Source organism: Haloarcula sediminis (assembly GCF_035656455.1).
Classification (GTDB): domain Archaea; phylum Halobacteriota; class Halobacteria; order Halobacteriales; family Haloarculaceae; genus Haloarcula; species Haloarcula sediminis.
Genome location: NZ_JAYMGA010000006.1, coordinates 232861 through 252087, shown reverse-complemented (window position 1 = coordinate 252087; position 19227 = coordinate 232861). Strand labels below are relative to the sequence as shown.

Genomic DNA, 19227 nt, shown 5'->3' with positions numbered 1-19227 from the left:
TCCGTGAGGCCGCCCTCAGCGGCCGTTCGGGATTCGGTCGAACAGCTCGTGCAGATCGGCCGCCTCGAAGGTGGGCTCGACGGACAGCTCGACGTGGTCGACGTGGCTCCGGCGGAGAAACGCCGAGTCGATACCGGCACGCCGGGCCGCGACGATGTCTTTCTCCGAATCGCCGACGTACAGCGCGTCGCCGGTCCCGACCTCGTCGAGGGCGCGCTCGATGAGATCGGGCTCGGGTTTCCGCTTTGCTGCACCGGCGAGCGTGGGCGCGCGACCGCCGGCCGACACGAACAGGTCCCCGAGGTCGTGGTAGGCAAGCAGGAACTCGACGGTGGCGTGCTGGTTGTTGCTGACGAGCGCGAGCGGGACGTCGAGGTCGCCCAGCGCGACCACGTCGTCGTAGACCGGCTTCCCGCCGTCGCGGACGTGGGCCTGCTGGGCCAGGCTGGCGGTCAGCTCCCGGTGGTGCCAGAACGGCTCCGGCGCGACGCCGTGTTCCCGAACCGTCTCGGCCGGGACGACGTCGTTGGCGACGGTCCGTTCGGCGAACGCTCGGCCGACGTCGAGGTCGAACGCGTCGAGGCTCGCGGCGACGGCGTCGACGAGGACGGCCCGGTCAGTCGGCTCGACGATGACGCCGTCGTTGTCGAAGACGACGGCGTCGTAGTCGCTCTCAGACATCGCTCGTGGGTCCCGTGTCGGGGGCGGACGGTTCGGCGCCGACCGAGCGGGCGACGTCGGGAACCGACTTCGTCTCGAAGACGAAGTAGTCGGCCGGCACGCGCTCGACGACCGACTCGTGGTCGACGAGGGGCTCGTGCTGGTCGGCGGTGCCGTCGTTGTCGTGGAGGTGACAGACGCGGATGCGGTCGCCAAACCGGTCGACGAACGCGCCCCAGTCCACGTCGTTGACCTTGGCGTGGCCCACGTCCAGCGTCACCCCGAAGTACTCGGGCGTGACGTCGACGTCGTCGAGGACGGCCGCCAGCTCCTCGGGCGTCTCCGTGTACCGTCGCTTCGAGGCGTTTCTGGGCTGGTTCTCCAGGCAGAGCGGGACGCCGACGAGCTGGGCGTACTCGGCACACTCCGCGAGCGAGCGCAGCGCGTTCTGGCGGGCTTTATCGCGGACCCACTCCGGGTAGCGGCGGGGGACCGACCCCCCGTGGACGACGACGGCGCCCGCGCCGGCGGTGGCCGCGTCGTCGATGGTCGCTTTCACCTGCGCGGCCGAGGCCCGGCGCGAGGCGTCGTTGAAACTGCCCAGGTTCCAGTCCCGGAACGGCGCGTGGTAGGTGACCGAGACGCCGTAGTCGTCGGCCAGTTCGCCCATTCGCTCGGGCGACGGCGCGTCCGGGTGGCCCTGGAGATACTCCCGTTTCAGCTCGACGTGGTCGAGCCCGAGGTCGGTGATGTACTCAAGGAACTCGGGGACGCTGGCGCCGAAACGGATGTCCATGGCCGCCCCCAGCCCGGCGTCGGTCATCGCTCGCCTCCGGCGGTCCCGTCGGCGCGATAGGCCGGCTTCCCACCGACGATAGCCCGGGTGACGGTCGGCGTCGGCTCGCTGTCGACGACGACGACGTCGGCGCGGCAGCCGGCCGCGAGCCGGCCCCGGTCGCCGAACCCGACCGCGTCGGCGGCGTTCGCCGTGACCCGCGCGACCCGCTCGGGGAGTGGCTCGCCGGTGTCGACGAACGCCGCCGCCAGCAGCGACGGCGGGTGGTAGTCGGCGACCAGCACGTCCACGACGCCGGCGTCGATGGCGTCGCCGGAGGCGAGGTTCCCCCACTGGCTCTCCCCGCGGACGAGGTTCGGCGCGCCCATCGCCGTCGTCAGCCCGCGCTCGGCGGCGCGCTGGGCCGTCTCTAGCGTGATGGGGTACTCCGTGATGTCGACGCCGGTGTCGGCCAGGCGGTCGACCTCCTCGGGGGCCTCGTCGTCGTGGGAGGCGGTGACGACGCCGGCGTCGTGTGCGCGGTCGACGACGCGCTCGATGCGGTCGCGGACCGTCGCCATCGGCACGTCACAGCGCTCGGCGATCATCTCCTCGGCCTCCTCAGCGGTGTGGTTGGCCGACTCCTCGTAGTACTCGCGGAACGCGTCGATGTCGCGGAACTGCCCCTTGCCGGGGATGTGGGTCATCACCGAGACGAGGTCGGCGTCGCCGTTGGCGAGGACTTCGAGCACGGCGTCGACGCTGTCGGGCTGGGTCACCTCACAGCGGGCGTGGAGCCGGTGGTCGGCGAGCAGGCTGTCGGCCCCGGTGATGGCGTCGGTCAGCTCGCCGGCCAGCTCCGGCGAGCGGTTCTGTGACTCGTCGAGCTCGAAGGAGATGGCGTGGAACTTCGTCGTGATGCCGGCGGCGACGTTTGCCCGGTCGGACGAGGACAGCGCCATCGGCGTCGAGACCCGGGCCCCCGAGCGCGGGTAGAGGTGGCTCTCGATGTCGTCGCCGTGGAGGTCGACGAGCCCCGGCATGACGTACCGCCCGTCGGCGTCGATGACCGTCTCGGCGTCGCCGTCGACGTCGCCCACGGCGACGATGCGGTCGCCCTCGATGCGGACGCCGCCCTCGACGACGCTGTCGGGCGTTATCACGCGGCCGTTGCGCACCGCGAGCGAGCGCTCGGCGGCGGTGTCGGCTGGCGTCCCAATGGTGTCGGTCCCATCGGCGACCGACTCCGTCATCCGACCACCGCCCCCTCGAAGTCGGCGACCGGAACGATTCGGTCGACCCGGCCGTCGTCGAGGACCACCACGCGGTCGGCGACGGCCTCGATGACCGCCGTGTTGTGGAAGACGCCGACGACGGTGGTGTCCGCGTCCAGATACGCCCGGAGGAGGTCGATGGCCGCCTGTCGGGTCTCCGGGTCGAGCGCGCTGGTGGGCTCGTCGAGCAACAGCAGGTCCGGTCGGGGCGCCAGCGCCTGTGCGAGGTTCACTCGCTGGCGCTCCCCGCCGGAGAACGTCGCCGGATAGGCCTCCCACAGCTCCTCCGGCAGATTGAGCCGGGAGAGCAGGTCTCGGGCCCGCTCGCGCGCGTCCGCCGTCGGGACGCCCTGCTCGCGCAGCGGCCGGGCGACCACGTCGACGGCCGGCACACGCGGTATCTCATCGAGGAACTGCGAGGTGTAGCCTATCGCGTCGCCACGCAGGCCGATAACCGTGCGGTCGTCGCAGGCGGCGAGGTCGACGGTATCGGCCGAGCCGCCGGCGGGGTCCGGGCCGGCGACATCGGCTGGACCCTCGACGTCTTCCGGGTCCTCGGACCCGGCGTTCCGGTGGTAGACGATGCGGCCCCCGGTCGGGTCGTAGGTCCGGTAGAGACACTTCAGCAGCGAGGACTTGCCGCTGCCGGATTCCCCGACGACCGCGAGGAACTCCCCCTCGCGGACGTCGAACGAGACGTCGTCCAGCCCGACGACGCGCGTGTCGCCGAGCACGTGCATGTCGAAGGTCTTCGATAACCCGTCGACGGTGAGTACTGTCATATGACTGAATTGATTAGCGTCTGCGTGTATTCGTGGTGCGGGTCCTCCATGACCCGGTCAGTGAGCCCCGACTCGACGATGCGGCCGTGGCGCATCACCAGCGTCCGGTCGGCCAGCAGGCGGACGACGCCGAGGTCGTGGGAGACGACGACGGCGGCGACCCCCTCCTCGCGCTGGACCCGGCGGAACATGTCCAGCACGCGGGCCTGGACGCTGACGTCGAGCCCCGTGGTGGGTTCGTCGAGGACGACGAGTTCGGGGTCGTTGGCCAGCGCACGCGCGATCTGGACGCGCCGCTGCATCCCGCCGGAGTAGGTGCTGGTGGGGTCGTCCATGCGGGCGACCGGGATTTCGGTCGCTTCGAACAGCTCCTCGACCCGGGCCCGGACGTCCTCGAAGGAGCGCCAGCCGGCCGACAGCAGCTTCTCCGCGACGTTGCCGCCCCCGGAGAACTCGGGGTTGAGCCCGTCCCGGATGTGCTGGTGGACCAGGGCGATGTCGCCCGTCCGAAGCTCGTGGCGGCGCTCGTAGTCCACGTCGAGCAGGTTGCCGTCGTGGCCCGCGTAGTCGACGCGGCCGGCGGTACGGGCGTCCTCGTCCCGCTCTAAGGCCAGCAGTTCGGCCAGGCTGGACTTCCCGGAGCCGGACTCACCGACGATGCCGAGCACCTCGCCCCGTCGCACCGAGAGGTCGGCCTCGGCGCAGGCGACGACGCTGCCACAGTGTGGACACTGGTTCGTCCCGGCACCGTCGCCGGTCGATTCGACGCACTCGGGACAGCCCTCGCCGTAGACCGTCTGCAGGCCCTCGGCTTCGAGCAGCGTCACCGGTCGTCACCTCCCGGGTCGGCGGCCACCCCGTCGGGCTCAGGGTCGTCCGATTCATCTCCCCTGTCCGCGTCCCCGACTTCGGCATCCGGCGTCCCGGGCCCCCAGTCGACCCCCTCGCGGTCGAGGTGGTGGTATTTCGGCAGGTCGGGGTTCTCGCGGCGTTTCGCACAGAAGCTCGAATCGTTGCAGGCGTAGCGGGTCTCGAACGCGTCGTCGCCGGGAGCGCCGTCCGTCGCCGACCCGTCGCCTTCCTCGGACACCTCGACGAGGTAGGTGTCGGTCGAGCCACAGGCGTGACAGGACTTCCCGGTGAAGCGCTCGACGGTGAACTCGCGGTCCTCGAACGCCAGCGGCTTGACCTCGGTGTGGGGCGGCACCGCGTAGATGCGCGCCTCGCGGCCGGCCGCGAACACGAAGAGGTTCTCGGCGTCGTCGAGTTTCGGCACGTCCCACCGCGGGATGGGCGACGGGTCCATCAGGTAGCGGCCGGCGACCATCGTCGGGTAGCGAGAGCTGATCTGTATCTCGCCCCACTCGACGACGTTCTCGTAGAGGTGGACCCACATCTTCCCGTAGTTCCGGTGGGCGTGGCGGCGCCGGTTGGCGGCGTCGGAGGGGTCGACCTTCCGGAGCGCGTCCGTGATGGGCACCTGCAGGACGAGAATCTGCTCGTCGGTCAGGACCTCCTCGGGGATGCGGTGGCGGGTCTGTATCAGGTCGGCCTCGGTCGCGTCGGTCGTCGTCTCGACGTCGGCGGTGTTCTCGGCCAGCCGGCGGATGTTGGCCGCGTTGACGCTCTCGTCGGCGCCCTGGTCGATGACCTTGAACACGTCCTCGGGGCCAAGCAGCGAGAGCGAAGCCTGTATCCCGCCGGTCCCCCAGCCCCGTGCCAGCGGCATCGGCCGGGAAGCGTAGGGCACCTGGTGACCCGGCAGCGCGACGGCTTTCAGCGTCGCCCGCCGGACCTCCCGTTTGGTGTGTTCGTCCAGGTAAGCGTAGTTGTACCCCGAGAGCCCCTCGCCGTCGAGCGAGTCCAGGACCGCCGACACCGAATCGGTCGTGACCGCGGTCCCGCCGTCCGGTTGTCGGTCGTCCGCCGACGCCCGGTCGTCAGTCATCGTCGCCCACCTCCGCGGCCGGCGGTGCCTCGTCCCCGGCCGGCCGGTCCGCCGCGTCCGTCGACCCATCGGCGGCGGGGCCAGCGTCCAGCCCCTCGCGCTCCCGGATGGCCCGGATGCGGTCGAGGGTGGACTGGAAGGTGACGTAGTGGGGGAGCTTCAGGTGTTCTATGAAGCCAAACGAGTCCATCCCGTCGACGACGTCCAGCACGAACTCGGCGTCTTCGGCGGGCTCTTCGGCGCCGTCGAGCTGGATGGAGGCGTCGAGAATAGTCATCCCGATGGCCTTGCGCTCGTTGCGACCGAAGGTCAGCCCGTAGCCGAAGGCGAACTGCGGGTCGTCGCGCTTGGCGTAGACAGGGACGATGGCCTCGGACTCGCTGACCTCGGTGTGACAGACGGTCACCTCGTCGCCGGTGAACGGATGCTCGATGCGCACCGGGAGCCGGCCGACGCGGACCTCCCCCAGCGTCGGGTGGACCTGGCCGTACCCCCGCAGCGCCGAGTAGCCCAGCGCGGTGACCGCGCCGGTCTCGCCGCGGGCGAGCTCCTGCAGGACCGCGTCCCGGTCTGGCGGGTGGCTCACCGGCTCGCGGGTGGTGTCGGTCGGCTCGTCGACCTCGGGCGCGTCTGGCTCGGCGACCAGCCCCTCGTCGCGCAACAGCGCCATCACGTTCGTCAGCCGCTCGGGGTCGCCCGCGTCCTCGGTGTCCCACGCCGCCGTCGGGTCCTCGGGCTCGCCCTCGATGAGGTCGAAATCCAGCAGCCGCTGGGTGTAGTCCTTCGTCGGCCCGAGAATCTGTCCGCCGGGCACGTCCTTGTAGGCCGGGGAGACCCGGCGGCTCGCGACCATCTCCGACGGGTCGACGGGGACCGTCTCGTCGAACCGCTCCAGCGTCGAGCGGTAGGCCCGCAGCAGGAAGGCCGCCTCGACGGTGTCGCCCTGTGCCTGCTTGACCGCGAGGGCGGCGAGCCGCGGGGCGTACAGCCCGCCTTCGCTCATCGCCTGTGCGGTGAGCCGGCCGAGCTGGCCCGTGACCTGGTCGAGGTCGATGTCTTCCCCCTCGCCCTCGACGCGCTGTTTCTCGAACAGCTCCTCGGCGCGCTCGATTATCTCCTCGCCGGCGGTGACGGCGACGTACCCCATCAGGCCACCTCCAGGGACTCGACCGTCGCCGACCGGGGCACCGCCGCCACGGCGTCGTCGGTCGCGAAGACGGCATCGACCCCGCGGGGGAACGACGACCCGGCCTCGTCGACGGCTTCGAGTTCGGCCGCCGGCAGGTCGACCGACAGCGACGCCGTCCCGTCGACGCCCGGCCCCGACAGCGTCACCGTCGCCAGGCCGTCGGTCGCGCCGTCGGCGAGCGCGTCGACGTGATAGACGACCGTCGCGCCCTCGCTGGGCTCGACCAGCGACCCTCGCTTGCACTCTGCCAGGTCGACGAACGCGGGGTCGGTGGCGTGGACCATGTCCGCGGCGGCGGGCTCGCTCGCTTCGAGGCGTCCCTCCGTCGCGAGCGCCTCGCGCAGGCGCTCGTCGTCGGTGGCGAACGCGACCTCGTGGTCGACGAGCGCCGCGGCGACGGCGTGGTCCGCCCGCTCGGGGGCGGGCTCGACGGTGCCCGGGCGACTCATCGCCGACAGGAGCGCCCGGAACGCCGTCCGTGTCCCGTGGACGGGGTCGATACCGAGCGCCCTCACGTCTCGTCCTCCATCGTCCGGAAGTCGACGGTGGTGTGTTTGCTCTCCGCCCAGGCCTGTGCCCGCTCGGCCTCGCGGTCGGCCGCCGCCCGCTCCAGGGCCGCAGTCATCGACTCGCTCAGCCGGTGGCCCCCGGCGACGGCGGCGTCGACGATAGCACCGGAGAGGGCGGCCCGCTCGGCCTTGCCCGGGACCATCGCGAAGCCACGGTGGCCGTCGAGCTCCACCGCGGCCGGCGTGACGACGACCTCCCCGAGGTTGAACGGCCGGCGTTCTACCGGTTCGGTCACCTGCTGCACCAGCAGCTGCGGGTGGGGGTCTTGCTGGACGGACAGCTGCGGGTCCTCTTCGAGTACCTCGTTGGCGAACCGGGCGAGCGTCTCGCCGTCGCAGCCCGCGATGAGCTCGAACCGGTCCGAACGGTCGTGTGGGTCAACCATACAGTCAGTGGGACCCAGCCACAACACCCGGATAAGGGTTCACTGGGGACTCTCTATTGCTTCCCAGCATCGGGTGCTCAATCCGACGCCCGGCCCAGCGAGTCCGGACTAGTCCGTACCTGTCTCGGCAGTAGGTGGCTGTGTTCCGTTCCCGCTCCGGGACACCGGTTGGGCCCCGGACTCTACGCAGATAACGGTTATTCCAACCCTTTGTTACGATGCAGGTGATGACAGACAGCCAGTCCGAGACTACGGGAGCGGGGACAGGGACGAGCAGACGCAGTTTCATCGCCAAGTCCGCGGTCGCTGCCGGGGCGGTCACCGGGCTCGCCGGGTGTTCGGGCGTCCTCGGCGGGAGCGGTGAGGACGAGACTACGGTGACGATGCTGCTGACACCGGGTACGCCGGCGGACGCCCGCCGACGGTACAAGCCCGTCCAGAACCTCCTCAACGACGAGATAGACGGTGCGACCTTCGAGATGGAGGTCCCGACGGACTACTCGGCGATCCTCCCGGCGCTCAAGAGCGAACAGGCCGAGATCGGAATGGACGACGTGACGGTCCTTTCGGAGCCGGACCTCATGGACATCTTCGGGACGACCGTGACCGGCGGCTCGGCGTTCTATTTCTCGTTGATGGTCGTCCCACCGGAATCGAACATCAGCGGGCCGGAGGATGTCGAGGGCAGGACGTGGGCGTTTGCCGACCGCCTCTCGACCAGCGGCTCCATCTTCGCGCTGTACGCGCTCCAAGAGGCCGGTCTCGATATCGGCGGCGCGCCAAAAGAGGACCCCGTCGACTTCGAGGGGAGCTGGACCGACCACGACCAGGCGCTCCAGCGAGTCGGTGAGGGGCAGGCCGACGGCGCGACGACCTGGGGTGGGAACGGTATTCCCCACCTGCCGGAGGGTCACGAGGTTCCCGACCGCGTCGATGAAAAGAGCTCGTTCCTCGATACGATGGGCACTGAGACGCCGGAGTTCAAAGCCGTCTGGTGGTCGTTCCCGATCCCGAAACAGCCGATGTACGCCCGCAAGAGCTGGGACTCCGACATCAAATCGGAGGTCGGCGAGGTACTCCGGGGCTCCGACCAGGATACAATCGAACAGCACTATCCCACGGACTACAACGAGGACGAACTGCCCTTTACGACGCTGCAGGAGACGTCGATCGAGGACTACCAGCCGATCATCGACCGGATGAACGCCGTGGGTATCGACCCCGGCGAGTAATCACTCAGCTTCAACATCTCACAATGAGTTCACTCAAAGTCCAGAACCTGTCGAAACAGTACGGTGACGTGACCGCACTCGACGGTGTCTCCTTCGAGATAGAGGACGAGTTCGTCGTCCTCCTCGGGGAGTCCGGCGCGGGCAAGTCGACGCTGCTGCGGTGTATCAACGGGCTGACTGAACCGACTGACGGATCGATCACGCTCGACGGCGCGGAGATATCCGGCTCACAGACGGATGTCGGGATGATCTTCCAGCAACACAACCTCGTCGAGGGCGTCTCGGCGTATCTCAACGCGCTCACGGGGTCGCTGGACCGCGTCTCGCTGGCCAGGAGCATGCTCCAGTGGCAGTCCCGGGACGACAAGGTCCGGGCGCTGGAAGCGCTGGAAACGGTCGGCCTGCTCGATGAGAGCCACCAGAAAGTCTCGCGAATGTCCGGCGGCCAGCAACAGCGCGTCGGCATCGCGCGGGCGCTCGTCCAGGATCCGGGGTTGTTACTCGCCGACGAACCGGTCGCGAGCCTGGACCCGTCCAGCGCCGAGTCGGTGATGGGCTACCTACGCAAAGCGGCGTCCGAACACAGCGTGACTGCGCTCGTGAGCCTCCACCAGGTGAACGTCGCCGCGCACTTTGGCGACCGGTTCATCGGCCTCCGCGAGGGGGAGAAACTATTCGACGTCGAGCGCGGCGAACTCACGCCCGAACTTATCGACGACCTCTACGGGAGCGTCGAGACGGTCACCCTCGCAGAACAGGAAGGGGCTGTCGAGTCGACACCCAGCGACGCCTTAGACCGGACACCGAGCGAAGAGGTCGAACGGGAGCTCGAAGCATGAGCATGCCCCCATCGAAAGACAACTCGATCGCGGCGTACTTCGGCTACGGCGACGCCGGCGACTCGCCGGCCGAACGGAAGCTCCAGGACATGAAACGCCGCAAGACAAAGCGGCGACTCTGGACGCTTCTCGGTCTGGTCGGCACCTACGCGGCGTTTTACGCCAGTCTCGTCCTCATCGAGTTCAGTCTCGCCGAACTGGTCGGCCAACTGGACCAGTTCTACGAGGCGCTGCTTGAATACTTCCCGCCGACGACGTACTTCGGCGTCCCGTTCGTCGACATCGGCGCGTACGCCGATTTCATCATCGCGGAGAACCTCATCCTCACGGTAGAGGGCGGGCAGATCGTCTGGGGCGCGATGTTCGTCACGATGGCCGTCGCCTTCGCCGGGACAGTGCTCGGGCTTCCGCTGGCGCTGTTTTTCGGTGTCATGTCCAGCGAGCGGGTCGTTCCGTACCCGTTCAACTTCTTTTTCCGCGGGACGATGAGCCTCATCCGCGCCATCCCGGGGCTGGTGTGGTTCCTGATCTTGATCCCGCTTGCCGGTGTCACGCCCTTTACCGGCGCGCTTGCGATCATGGTCGACACCACGGGGTATCTCGGTCGGCTGTTCACCGACGAACTCGAAGAGATCGAGGACGGGCCGATAGAGGGGATCCGCTCGACCGGCGCGAGTTCCTCACAGGTGGTCTCTTTCGGGATGTTGAGCCAGGTGTTCCGGCAGTTCATCGCCTGGATCGCGTTCGACTTAGAGCACAACGTCCGGGCGGCGATCGGACTGGGCATCATCGGTGCCGGCGGCCTCGGCCTGGAGCTGTACGTCCAGCGCCAGACGTTCCACTACACGGAGATGATGGCCTGTATCATCCTCATCTTCCTGCTGGCGGGGTCGGTCGAACTGGTCAGCCAGCGGGTCCGATCCGCGCTCCGCGAGGGCGACGATGTGGAGAAATCGGGGGTCCTCGAAGCGTTCATCAACGCTCCCGGGAAAATCCTCGAGTCCACCGCGGGGCGCCGGTAGATGGTGTACGTCGACTCGTACGGGCCGGACCGTACCGAGGAGCTGGGGCCCGAGCCGACGCTGCATGACCCGGTCAGTATCAGCGAGAGCGAACTCGGGGCCTGGACGGAGGTCCGGGCGGGGGCTCGGCTCAACGAGTCGGCCATCGGCGACTACACCTACCTGATGGAGCGGGTCCAGCTCGACTACACGACGGTCGGCCGGTTCGCCAGCGTGGCGACGGACGCCCGGCTGGGACCGACGAACCACCCCATCGACCGGCCGACGGCCCACCATCTCACCTACCGCGCGGAGCGGTACGAACTCGGCGAGGACGACGAGTCCATCTTCGAGTGGCGGGCCGACCAGCCCGTCGAGGTCGGCCACGACGTCTGGCTCGGACACGGTGCCATCGTCTTGCCGGGCGTCACTATCGGCACCGGCGCGGTCGTGGGTGCGGGCGCGGTCGTCACCGGGGACGTCCCCGCCTACACCGTGGTCGCCGGCGTCCCGGCCGCGCCGATCCGACGCCGGTTCAGCCCCGAGGTCGCCGAGCGCATCGAGGCGACCGAGTGGTGGACCTGGGACCACGACACCCTCGTCGAGCGGCTCCCGGCGTTTCGCGACCTGGAGACCTTCCTCGACGAGTACGCGCCGGCGCCGGTCGAACAGCCCGACTGATTCTGTCGGCTGTCGCATACGTCAGCGTTCGCGGTGGGGACTATCGCCGTGGACGGCCACAACGGGTGGCGGATTCTCTCCGCCGGTTCGGCCGACTGTGCGGCCCGTCTCCCGGCCGCGCGACGGTCCCATCACCAGGTCAACGCGTGGTCCGGGCCGACCCCCGTCTGTAACTGGACCGCCAGCTCGGCGGCGTCGGCCCAGTAGTAGATGGCCCGTTCGAGCGCCCGCGTCACCGTGACGAGATAGCCAAAGAGGTCCATGTCGTAGGCGGTCACCAGCTCGAACAGCTCGTCTAAGTCGCGGTGGACGGTCGCCTCCTCGGAGCGCAGCTCCGGATAGGCCGACGTGTCGGCGTCGAACAGGACGGCGGTGAAGAGGTCGTTAATGCGGTCTCCCGCCGCGAATATCTCCTCCAGCCGGTCCGTGATGACGCCCGCCCCCGGGGCGGGCCGCTCGGCGACCACGTCCGCGATGAAGCAGGCGCGGTCGCCGACGATCTCTAAGTTGGTCGCGACCGTCGCCAGGTCCGCGGCCACGCGGTTCCCCGGCCAGTCCGTCGTCAGCGTGTACGACTTCAGCTCCGAGATGACCGCCGAGTACCGCTCGTTGGCGAGCGATTCGAGCGTGTCGGCCGACTGCTCCGGTTCGCCGCCCTCGAAGGCCGTGCGCGCGGCCTCGTACTGGGACGTGGTGACGGCTTCCAGCCGTTCCAGTAACGCCAAGACCGTGGGCCCGCGGTCGCCCACCGCTTCGCCGGCCTCCTCGCCGTGCAGCCGGGAGATACTCGGCGTCTCCGAGTACACCGCCGCATCGTTGACGACGTACCCCTTCCGGACGATGCCCTCGGACTTGAGTCCCTGTAGCAGCTCCGAGAGGTACTGTTTGGAGATACCCACGGTCTCGGCCAGTTCCCCTTTCGTCTCCGGGGCTATCCGGTCGATGGCCTCGACGACTTGCGCTCGCGTCGCGTCGCGGCCCTGCTGTGTCGACGCCAGCGGCCGCTGCCACGGTTGTCGGGACATACCCGTCACTCGCTGTTGTCGTGTATAGCGGTGTCCCACAGATTGTCCGGACGCCTATTGAGCCGTCGGGTCCCTATTGAGACACCCGGACGCCGCGGCGCTGTCGCGGGGTCTGGCCGTTCAGGGGCGTTCGACGATAGCTATATACCGGTCAGTACCGGGATAGTTCCCTCATATAAACAATAAGTACTGTACTGCCACGTGCATGCCGTATGGAAACACGGAAAGTACAGCTTTCCGGGGGGACGACGTACACAGTTTCGCTGCCAAAGCAGTGGGCACAGGAACACGGTATCGAGGCCGGGTCCGTGCTCTCGCTGCACGCGAACGGCGACGGGACGCTGCTGGTCGAGGCCAGCGCGAACCCGGCGGGGACCGACCACGAGACGACTGTCGATGTGGCCACGGACTCGGACACGGCGTTGCGACAGCGCATCAGGGCCCTGCACGCGGTGGGGTTCGACACGGTGACGCTCCTGGACCCGACGGGGCACTCCGACCACCGCCGGGCGGTCGTCGAGGAGGCCGTCGCCGAGCTGTCGGGGTTCGAGTTGCTCTCTACCACCGACTCGCGGATCCAACTGACCAACCTCATCGACGCCGAGAACGTCGACGTCCGCAAGTCGGCGCTCCGGCTCCGGCTCCTGATGCTCGCGATGCATCGCGACGCCGTAGATGCGGTGCTCGGGGACGACGCCGACCTCGCCGACCGTGTCGTCAGGCGCGACAGCGAGGCGGACAAACTGTTCGCGATGGTGACCCGTCACTTCCGGCGCGCGCTGACGAACCTCCACGAGGTGGAGAAGCTAGCCTACAGCCGCGCCGAACTGTTCGAGTACTACTACGCCAGCCGGCAGTTCGAGCGCGTCGCCGACCACGCGGTCAAGATAGCCCAGTTCGTCTCCGACCCGGACGCCGCCGTCCCCGACGCGTTCGCCGACCGGCTCGACGACATCGGCGCCGACGGCAGGAAGGTGGTCGACACGGCCGCCGACGTCATCCTGAGCGACGCCGGTATCGAGGCCGCCCACTCGGCGCTCGACCGGTACGACGCTCTCGACGAGGAGATATCGGCCTTAGACCGGGAGCTGTACGCCCACGAGGACCCCGCCGAGGCCTACGTCGTCGGCCTCCTGCTCGACAGCCTCCGCCGAACCGGCGAGTACGGCGTCAACATCGCGGCCATCGCCGTCCAGCAGACGGTCAGAGAGGGGTTGGACCCCTAGCGCTCGCCCAGCCCGACAGCGGTGGGTACGGGCAGGCGTCCGTCGCTGTACAGTCCGGCTCGTCCCCGGCCGGACTAACTGTTTTAGCCAGCCGCCACCACTCCCGGGTATGACCGGCGACCGCCTCGCCCGCACGCCCCCCATGGGCTGGAACTCCTGGAACGCCCACAGCTGTGCGGTCACCGAGGCCGACGTTCGCGCCGCGGCGGACGCGCTGGTCGACACCGGCCTGCGCGATGTGGGCTACGAGTACGTCGTCGTCGACGACTGCTGGATGGCCGGGGAGACCGACGATGCGGGTCGGCTGCGGGCCGACCCCGACGCGTTCCCGAGCGGGATGGCGGCGCTGGCTGACTACGTCCACGACCGTGGGCTCAAGTTCGGCATCTACTCCTCGGCCGGGAGCCACACCTGCCAGGGGTATCCGGCGACGCTCGGCCGCGAACGGCGCCACGCCGAGCAGTTCGCCGACTGGGGCGTCGACTACCTGAAGTACGACAACTGCGGCGACCACCGCGGCCGCGACGCCGTGGACCGCTACGGGGCGATGGGCGAGGCTCTGCGGGCGGTCGACCGGGATATCGTCTACAGCATCTGCGAGTGGGGCGAGTCAGCCCCCTGGGCGTGGGGCCGGAACGTCGGCGGGCAGTTGTGGCGGGTGACCGACGACGCCGTCGCGAAGTGGACCACCGGCGACGAGTTCGGGCTGGGTATCGCCGATATCGTCGACCGCGTGGCGGAACTCGACATCGCGGCGGCCCAGGCCCCGGGCGGGTGGAACGATCCCGACATGCTCCAGGTCGGGAACGGGCCCGAGTCGGGCCAGTCCCGCCACGAACCGACCGACATCGAACGCCCCCTCTCGCCCGTTGAGAACCGGACGCACTTCGCGTTCTGGTGTCTGCTCGGCGCGCCGCTGATGGTCGGGACGGACCTCACCGACGCTCGGGGCGACGTGCTCGACCTGCTCACCAACGAGCATCTCGTCGCTATCGACCAGGACCCGCTGGGACTACAGGGCACCCCGGACCGCCGCGAGCCGACGCGGGAGGTCTGGAGCAAACGACTCCGGGACGGCGCTGCGGTGGCGCTGTGGAACCGCGGCGAGGCGCCGGCCGACATCCGCGTCCACGTCGACGAGACCTCGGTCCCGACGGCGGGGGACCGCTACGCGGTGCTGGACTGCTGGACCGGCGAGCGGTGGGAGTCACTCGGCGAGCTATCCGCGACAGTCGAGCCACGCGGGACGGCCGTCTTCCGGGTGACGCCCGGGGATTACTCGGCGGCGTCGAGCACTTCGTAGCCGATGTTGGCCCCGGCCAGCGCGTCGGTGTGGGTCGAGAGCTGGGCGGCGCTCGAAAGCAGGAGTACGTCCTGGCCCTTCGTGGCGGCCTCCTCGACGGCGGCGACGCTCCCGTAGCGGATGTCGACCGGCACGTCGGCGGCCCGTGCGGCGGCCAGCGCCTCGACGCCGGCGACGGCGACGAGGTCGTGCTCGGTCGCAAGCTGTGCGATGCGGTCGGCGTCGACGGCCGCGCTCCCGTCGTTTTGCACCCGGGGAATCGACACCGCGGTCACGTCGCCGAGGTCGTACTCGACGACGCCCTCGACGTTGGTGATGCCCAGGTCGGCCCCGGCGGCGGCGTCGGTCACCGCGACCGCGGTCGCGTTGCCGGCGTCGCCCGCGACGGCCCGTAAGACCCCGTCACGCATCGTTACCGAGACCGTCTCGCCCTCCTCGATGTCGCTCGTCGCGAGCACCGTCTCGATGTCGACCTGTCCGATGATGTCTTCGGAGACGTGGCTCACGAAGCTCTGCAGCGCGTCGGTCTGGGAGATGAGCCAGTCGACGCCCTCCTTTGTCACCTCGTAGCGACCGCGGCCGTGTTTGGTGACGTGGCCCTCGTCGGCGAGCCCGCGAAGGTAGTCGCTGACGGCCTGGGAGGTGATGCCGATGGCGTCCGCGATCTCCTGCTGGCTGACCGCCGGCTGTCGCTCCGCGACCTCGACCAGTATCTGGTACCGTGTCGCGGTCCGCTTGCTCCGGAGGACGCCGAACTCCTCGCTCCCGTCCGAACGCTGTACCATACGGGTCTGTCGGTCCCGCGAGCTAAAGTAGCTTTTCGTTACCGAAGGTCTGCTTGGTCGAAACCGGCGAGAACGCGCCAGGAAGACAATACAGATTGGAGTAGTACAAGCACAATTGTTTTATGCCCCACGCGAGTTGGTACTGCGCATGGCACACGTCTCGTTGCCCCACGACGCGAAGGCCGGGCCGACGAAGCCGGAGGTGCGGGCGGTCCTCGCGAGCAAACTCGCGCTCGGGCCGTCCGACCACTTCGTCGAGGTCGGCTCCTGTACCGGCGCCGTCACCGTCGAGGCGGCCCGCCGCGCGGGCAAAGTCACCTCGCTCGAACGCAAGCCGGAGCGACTCGAAGTGACGGAGAAGAACCTGGCCGCAAACGACACTGACGCCGATGTCACGCTCCGCGAGGCCGAAGCGCCCGAGGGCCTCCCCGACGACGCCGACGCGCTCTTCCTGGGCGGCAGCCGCAACTACGAGGCCGTCCTCGACCACGCCGCCGAGACCGGTATCGACCGCGTGGTGATGAACGTCTCCCGGCTGGAGGTCGCCGGCGCGGCCACCGAGGCCTTCCGCGAGCGTGACCTGCTGGAGGAGGTCCTCCAGTTCCAGGTGAGCCACGGCTACGAGCTGGCCGGGGCGACGAGTTTCGATTCGGAGAACCCCGTCTACATGCTCGTCGGGAGCGCAAGCGAGGTAGCGACAGACGGCGGGGACCCGGCTGACGGAGGCCAGCGATGACGCTGTACGGCGTCGGCCTCGGCCCCGGCCAGGCCGACCTCGTGACGGTGCGGGGCAAGCGCGCTCTGGAGAACGCCGACGTGGTCTACTCGCCCGGCCGGCTCTCCCGGACGGTCGCGACCAAACACGTCCCGGAGGAGCGCATCGGCGACCTCGACTTCCCGATGACACGGGACGAGGAGAAGCTCCGCTCGGCCTGGAAAGCGGCCGCGGCCGAGATTGCCCCGCAAGCCCGCGAGGGCGACGCCGCCTTCGTCACGCTGGGGGACCCGAACGTCTACTCGACGTTTGGCCACCTCCGGCGGACGCTTGCGGCCTTTCACCCGAACGTCGATCTGGAGGTCGTCCCCGGCGTGAGCGCGGTCACCGCCTTCGCGACGGCGCTGGGCGTCGAGATAACTGCGGGGTCGAGCCTGGCGCTGCGGGAGGCCGACGGCGGCGTCTCGCCGACGGGGCCCGACCGGATGATTCTGTTCAAGGTGACCGACGCGCCCGCGACCCACGCGGGACTGGTCGAGGCGGGCTACGACGTGACCTATGGCCGACGGCTGTTCATGGAGCAGGGCGAGACCGTCGTGACCGACGACCCCACCGAGATCGACGAGCGGGACTACTACACGCTGGCCTACGCCGAAAAGCCCGACGCTCGGGTCGAGCAGGCCACCGACGCATTCCTCGAAGGGGTCGACGAGGCCGGCGTGATTTCCGACGGCGGTGAGGCGAGTATCGCCCGACAGGAGCGCTCCGAGGCCGCCCTCGGCGGCGACGAGGTGCGACAATGACCGACGACCACGCGGAGACCGACCCGCAGGACGCCATCGACGCCGTCGCGACCGACCGCGACGACCGGGTGTACGACCACAGCGCCGGCGACGAGCAGGAGGGGATTCCCTTCGTCGGTGCCGGCCCGGGCGACCCCCGGCTCCTGACGGTCGCGGGCCGTGACCTGCTGGCCGACGCCGACCTCGTCGTGCATGCCGGCTCGCTGGTCAACAGCGAACTGCTGGACGAATACTGCGCCGACGCCGAGACCGTCTCCTCCATCGGGAAGGACCTCGAAGAGCTGATTCCGCTGATGCGGGACGCCTACGAGGACGGCGACACCGTTGTCCGGCTCCACAGCGGCGACCCCGCGATTTATGGCGCCGCCTTAGAGCAGATGGACGCTTTAGAACACGAGGGCGTCCCCACCTACATCGTCCCCGGCGTCACGTCGGCGTTCGCGGCGAGTGCGACCATGCGGACCCAGCTGACGCTGAACGAGGTCGCCAACCACGTCGCCTTCACCCGGCCCCAGGGCAAGACCCTGACCGAGGAGGAAGACCACATCTCAGAGTTCGTCGGGATGGGCGACGTGACGACGTGTATCTACCTCGGGACCCACGCCGTCAGCGAGACGATGGAGCGACTGCTGGAGGACGGCCACGACCCCGAGACGCCCGTCGCGGCGGTGTATCACGCCTCCTGGCCCGACGAGGAGGTCATCGAGGGGACCATCGAGACCATCGGGGCGAAAGTCGAGGAGGCGGGGTATCGCGCCTCGGCCATGGTCATCATCGGCGACGCCGTCGGCGGCGAGGACTACGAGCGCTCGTTCCTGTATGGCGAGTGGGCGAGCGGGGGAAGCGGGGACTCACAGGAGGCTGATGATTAATGAGCACTGACAGCGACACCGATTCCGGTTCGAACAGCTGCAAAGCGCCCGACTCCGACGGGGAGGTCGCGGAGGACATCGCCATCATCGCCTTCGAGCGCAAGATGGACACCGCCGAGGACATCGTCGACGGCATCGGCGACCGCTACGAGTCCATCGACGTGCTGGAGTACCACGGGAGCGTCTTCGACGAGCACTGGGGCGAGTACGACTGTTTCATCGGCCTGATGGCCAGCGGCATCGCCATGCGCAAGACGGCCCACCTGCTCGACGACAAGTGGGACGACCCCGCCATCTGTGTCGTCGACGAGGAACTCACCTGGGCCATCCCCATCACCGGGGGCCACCACGGCGCGAACCAGGTCGCCGACGACCTCGCGAGCATGGGCGCGGTGCCGGCGATGACCACCGCCAGCGAAGCGGCGGGCAAGCAGGGCGTCGAAAAGCAGGCGAAGGCACTGGACGCCCACGTCGTCAACGGCGATTCGACGGTGGCGACGAACCTCGCCGTGCTGGACGACGAACTCGGCCCCGTCGAGCGCCTCGACGGCCCGAAAGCGGTCCTCGTGGACGACGACGTGAGCGTCCTCAAGCGCAACGGCGACGACGGCGTCGTGCTGGGCTGTGGCTCTGTCGCCGGCGCCGACGTCGAGCAGTTCCACGCCGCCTGGGACGCCGCGCTCGAAGAAGCCGGACTCGCCCGCGAGGACGTGGAGTTCGTCGCCACCGGCACCCGAAAGGCCGACGAAGAGGGGATGCTCGCCGCCGCCGAGGCGTGGGGGCTGGGCGTCGTCGCCTTCGAGAAGGAGGACCTGGAGCCCTTCGAGGGCCCGACCCCATCGCGGTCGAAGGAACTCATCGGGTGGCCGGGCATCGCCGAAGCGAGCGCCATCGCCGGCGGCCGCGACCACGACCTGCTGGCCGAGAAGACCCGCTACGACGAGGCCGTGACGGTCGCTATCGGTCGCTGAGGCCGTCCGAGTCGTCCTCGATGTAGACGATTCGCTCCCTGGGTATCAGGCGTTCGACCCCGTTATCGAGCCGGAGCGACCACATCCCCGTGGACTCGTCGTAGCCGTACCGTGCCGGGTGGTAGGTCGTGATTCCGCCGGTTCGCTGTGGGTCCTCGACGACGATTTCCATGCGCCACCCACCCGTCACG

The 19227-nt window shown here is 69.1% G+C and carries 22 protein-coding genes; 10 read left to right on the top strand and 12 right to left on the bottom strand.

The features are described 5' to 3' along the window. Positions 1-15: 15 nt before the first annotated feature. Genes VJ162_RS12130 through phnG form a run of 9 tightly spaced genes read right to left on the bottom strand, consistent with a single transcriptional unit; the run spans position 16 to position 7583 of the window. On the bottom strand, positions 16-681 hold the full coding sequence (locus tag VJ162_RS12130) for an HAD family hydrolase (RefSeq protein ID WP_324664581.1): 666 nt from the start codon (positions 679-681) through the stop codon (positions 16-18). Continuing rightward, positions 674-1483, bottom strand: a complete 810-nt coding sequence (locus tag VJ162_RS12125) for a sugar phosphate isomerase/epimerase family protein (protein WP_324664580.1) — start codon at positions 1481-1483, stop codon at positions 674-676. The genes VJ162_RS12130 and VJ162_RS12125 overlap by 8 nt, the downstream gene beginning before the upstream one ends. Further along, positions 1480-2688 (bottom strand): alpha-D-ribose 1-methylphosphonate 5-triphosphate diphosphatase, encoded by a 1209-nt coding sequence (locus VJ162_RS12120; RefSeq protein WP_324664579.1) that lies wholly within the window; start codon positions 2686-2688, stop codon positions 1480-1482. The genes VJ162_RS12125 and VJ162_RS12120 overlap by 4 nt, the downstream gene beginning before the upstream one ends. Continuing rightward, positions 2685-3491, bottom strand: a complete 807-nt coding sequence (locus tag VJ162_RS12115; protein ID WP_324664577.1) for a phosphonate C-P lyase system protein PhnL — start codon at positions 3489-3491, stop codon at positions 2685-2687. The genes VJ162_RS12120 and VJ162_RS12115 overlap by 4 nt, the downstream gene beginning before the upstream one ends. Beyond that, a complete protein-coding gene (locus VJ162_RS12110; protein ID WP_324664576.1) occupies positions 3488-4318 on the bottom strand; it encodes an ATP-binding cassette domain-containing protein in 831 nt (276 codons plus the stop codon). Before VJ162_RS12110 ends, VJ162_RS12115 begins: the two co-directional genes overlap by 4 nt. Further along, complete coding sequence (locus tag VJ162_RS12105; protein ID WP_324664574.1) at positions 4315-5439, bottom strand: alpha-D-ribose 1-methylphosphonate 5-phosphate C-P-lyase PhnJ; 1125 nt, start codon at positions 5437-5439, stop codon at positions 4315-4317. The genes VJ162_RS12110 and VJ162_RS12105 overlap by 4 nt, the downstream gene beginning before the upstream one ends. Continuing rightward, on the bottom strand, positions 5432-6586 hold the full coding sequence (locus tag VJ162_RS12100; protein ID WP_324664571.1) for a carbon-phosphorus lyase complex subunit PhnI: 1155 nt from the start codon (positions 6584-6586) through the stop codon (positions 5432-5434). The genes VJ162_RS12105 and VJ162_RS12100 overlap by 8 nt, the downstream gene beginning before the upstream one ends. Continuing rightward, positions 6586-7143 (bottom strand): phosphonate C-P lyase system protein PhnH, encoded by a 558-nt coding sequence (gene phnH, locus VJ162_RS12095; protein WP_324664569.1) that lies wholly within the window; start codon positions 7141-7143, stop codon positions 6586-6588. The genes VJ162_RS12100 and phnH overlap by 1 nt, the downstream gene beginning before the upstream one ends. Further along, positions 7140-7583, bottom strand: a complete 444-nt coding sequence (gene phnG / locus VJ162_RS12090) for a phosphonate C-P lyase system protein PhnG (RefSeq protein WP_324664568.1) — start codon at positions 7581-7583, stop codon at positions 7140-7142. The genes phnH and phnG overlap by 4 nt, the downstream gene beginning before the upstream one ends. A gap of 227 nt (positions 7584-7810) precedes the next feature. Between phnG and VJ162_RS12085 the strand changes: the two genes are divergently transcribed. The 4 genes from VJ162_RS12085 to VJ162_RS12070 are packed head-to-tail and all read left to right on the top strand — an operon-like array spanning position 7811 to position 11336. After that, positions 7811-8815, top strand: a complete 1005-nt coding sequence (locus tag VJ162_RS12085) for a substrate-binding domain-containing protein (protein ID WP_324664567.1) — start codon at positions 7811-7813, stop codon at positions 8813-8815. Positions 8816-8838: 23 nt separating this feature from the next. After that, positions 8839-9654, top strand: a complete 816-nt coding sequence (locus tag VJ162_RS12080) for a phosphonate ABC transporter ATP-binding protein (protein WP_324664566.1) — start codon at positions 8839-8841, stop codon at positions 9652-9654. After that, positions 9651-10676 (top strand): phosphonate ABC transporter, permease protein PhnE, encoded by a 1026-nt coding sequence (gene phnE, locus VJ162_RS12075; RefSeq protein WP_324664565.1) that lies wholly within the window; start codon positions 9651-9653, stop codon positions 10674-10676. The genes VJ162_RS12080 and phnE overlap by 4 nt, the downstream gene beginning before the upstream one ends. Beyond that, positions 10677-11336, top strand: coding sequence for a DapH/DapD/GlmU-related protein (locus VJ162_RS12070; RefSeq protein WP_324664563.1), 660 nt, complete (start codon positions 10677-10679; stop codon positions 11334-11336). Positions 11337-11467: 131 nt separating this feature from the next. On the opposite strand, the gene VJ162_RS12065 is transcribed toward VJ162_RS12070, so the two are convergent. After that, entirely contained in the window at positions 11468-12361 is an 894-nt protein-coding gene (locus VJ162_RS12065) for a helix-turn-helix domain-containing protein (protein WP_324664561.1), read from the bottom strand. A gap of 212 nt (positions 12362-12573) precedes the next feature. On the opposite strand from VJ162_RS12065, the gene VJ162_RS12060 reads away from it, so the two are divergent. Together VJ162_RS12060 and VJ162_RS12055 are read left to right on the top strand one after the other, a co-directional pair. After that, positions 12574-13587, top strand: coding sequence for a PhoU domain-containing protein (locus VJ162_RS12060; RefSeq protein WP_324664559.1), 1014 nt, complete (start codon positions 12574-12576; stop codon positions 13585-13587). Positions 13588-13696: 109 nt separating this feature from the next. Next, complete coding sequence (locus tag VJ162_RS12055; protein ID WP_324664557.1) at positions 13697-14890, top strand: glycoside hydrolase family 27 protein; 1194 nt, start codon at positions 13697-13699, stop codon at positions 14888-14890. On the opposite strand, the gene VJ162_RS12050 is transcribed toward VJ162_RS12055, so the two are convergent. Next, a complete protein-coding gene (locus VJ162_RS12050) occupies positions 14863-15675 on the bottom strand; it encodes a DUF7839 domain-containing protein (RefSeq protein ID WP_324664556.1) in 813 nt (270 codons plus the stop codon). The two genes, VJ162_RS12055 and VJ162_RS12050, sit on opposite strands and share 28 nt — an antisense overlap. Before the next feature lie 148 nt (positions 15676-15823). On the opposite strand from VJ162_RS12050, the gene cbiT reads away from it, so the two are divergent. From cbiT to cbiG, 4 genes are read left to right on the top strand one after another with little or no spacing between them, the layout of a single operon-like run. After that, positions 15824-16411 carry a precorrin-6Y C5,15-methyltransferase (decarboxylating) subunit CbiT gene (cbiT, locus tag VJ162_RS12045; protein ID WP_324664553.1) on the top strand — a complete coding sequence of 196 codons (588 nt, stop codon included), beginning with the start codon at positions 15824-15826 and terminating at the stop codon, positions 16409-16411. After that, positions 16408-17193 (top strand): cobalt-factor II C(20)-methyltransferase, encoded by a 786-nt coding sequence (locus tag VJ162_RS12040; protein ID WP_324664550.1) that lies wholly within the window; start codon positions 16408-16410, stop codon positions 17191-17193. The genes cbiT and VJ162_RS12040 overlap by 4 nt, the downstream gene beginning before the upstream one ends. Continuing rightward, positions 17190-18065 carry a cobalt-precorrin-4/precorrin-4 C(11)-methyltransferase gene (locus VJ162_RS12035; RefSeq protein WP_324664548.1) on the top strand — a complete coding sequence of 292 codons (876 nt, stop codon included), beginning with the start codon at positions 17190-17192 and terminating at the stop codon, positions 18063-18065. The genes VJ162_RS12040 and VJ162_RS12035 overlap by 4 nt, the downstream gene beginning before the upstream one ends. Further along, on the top strand, positions 18065-19036 hold the full coding sequence (gene cbiG, locus VJ162_RS12030; protein ID WP_324664546.1) for a cobalt-precorrin 5A hydrolase: 972 nt from the start codon (positions 18065-18067) through the stop codon (positions 19034-19036). Before VJ162_RS12035 ends, cbiG begins: the two co-directional genes overlap by 1 nt. Here the strand turns inward: cbiG and VJ162_RS12025 are convergent. After that, positions 19023-19208 carry a hypothetical protein gene (locus VJ162_RS12025; RefSeq protein WP_324664543.1) on the bottom strand — a complete coding sequence of 62 codons (186 nt, stop codon included), beginning with the start codon at positions 19206-19208 and terminating at the stop codon, positions 19023-19025. The genes cbiG and VJ162_RS12025 overlap by 14 nt on opposite strands. Between the last annotated feature and the right edge of the window lie 19 nt (positions 19209-19227).

Bases quoted from the DNA above. Each gene is read 5' to 3' on its own strand.
- VJ162_RS12130 (WP_324664581.1), bottom strand. From the start codon at position 681: ATGTCTGAGAGCGACTACGACGCCGTCGTCTTCGACAACGACGGCGTC.
- VJ162_RS12125 (WP_324664580.1), bottom strand. From the start codon at position 1,483: ATGACCGACGCCGGGCTGGGGGCGGCCATGGACATCCGTTTCGGCGCC.
- VJ162_RS12120 (WP_324664579.1), bottom strand. From the start codon at position 2,688: ATGACGGAGTCGGTCGCCGATGGGACCGACACCATTGGGACGCCAGCC.
- VJ162_RS12115 (WP_324664577.1), bottom strand. From the start codon at position 3,491: ATGACAGTACTCACCGTCGACGGGTTATCGAAGACCTTCGACATGCAC.
- VJ162_RS12105 (WP_324664574.1), bottom strand. From the start codon at position 5,439: ATGACTGACGACCGGGCGTCGGCGGACGACCGACAACCGGACGGCGGG.
- VJ162_RS12100 (WP_324664571.1), bottom strand. From the start codon at position 6,586: ATGGGGTACGTCGCCGTCACCGCCGGCGAGGAGATAATCGAGCGCGCC.
- phnG (WP_324664568.1), bottom strand. From the start codon at position 7,583: ATGGTTGACCCACACGACCGTTCGGACCGGTTCGAGCTCATCGCGGGC.
- VJ162_RS12085 (WP_324664567.1), top strand. From the start codon at position 7,811: ATGACAGACAGCCAGTCCGAGACTACGGGAGCGGGGACAGGGACGAGC.
- VJ162_RS12080 (WP_324664566.1), top strand. From the start codon at position 8,839: ATGAGTTCACTCAAAGTCCAGAACCTGTCGAAACAGTACGGTGACGTG.
- phnE (WP_324664565.1), top strand. From the start codon at position 9,651: ATGAGCATGCCCCCATCGAAAGACAACTCGATCGCGGCGTACTTCGGC.
- VJ162_RS12070 (WP_324664563.1), top strand. From the start codon at position 10,677: ATGGTGTACGTCGACTCGTACGGGCCGGACCGTACCGAGGAGCTGGGG.
- VJ162_RS12065 (WP_324664561.1), bottom strand. From the start codon at position 12,361: ATGTCCCGACAACCGTGGCAGCGGCCGCTGGCGTCGACACAGCAGGGC.
- VJ162_RS12060 (WP_324664559.1), top strand. From the start codon at position 12,574: ATGGAAACACGGAAAGTACAGCTTTCCGGGGGGACGACGTACACAGTT.
- VJ162_RS12055 (WP_324664557.1), top strand. From the start codon at position 13,697: ATGACCGGCGACCGCCTCGCCCGCACGCCCCCCATGGGCTGGAACTCC.
- VJ162_RS12050 (WP_324664556.1), bottom strand. From the start codon at position 15,675: ATGGTACAGCGTTCGGACGGGAGCGAGGAGTTCGGCGTCCTCCGGAGC.
- cbiT (WP_324664553.1), top strand. From the start codon at position 15,824: ATGGCACACGTCTCGTTGCCCCACGACGCGAAGGCCGGGCCGACGAAG.
- VJ162_RS12040 (WP_324664550.1), top strand. From the start codon at position 16,408: ATGACGCTGTACGGCGTCGGCCTCGGCCCCGGCCAGGCCGACCTCGTG.
- VJ162_RS12035 (WP_324664548.1), top strand. From the start codon at position 17,190: ATGACCGACGACCACGCGGAGACCGACCCGCAGGACGCCATCGACGCC.
- cbiG (WP_324664546.1), top strand. From the start codon at position 18,065: ATGAGCACTGACAGCGACACCGATTCCGGTTCGAACAGCTGCAAAGCG.
- VJ162_RS12025 (WP_324664543.1), bottom strand. From the start codon at position 19,208: ATGGAAATCGTCGTCGAGGACCCACAGCGAACCGGCGGAATCACGACC.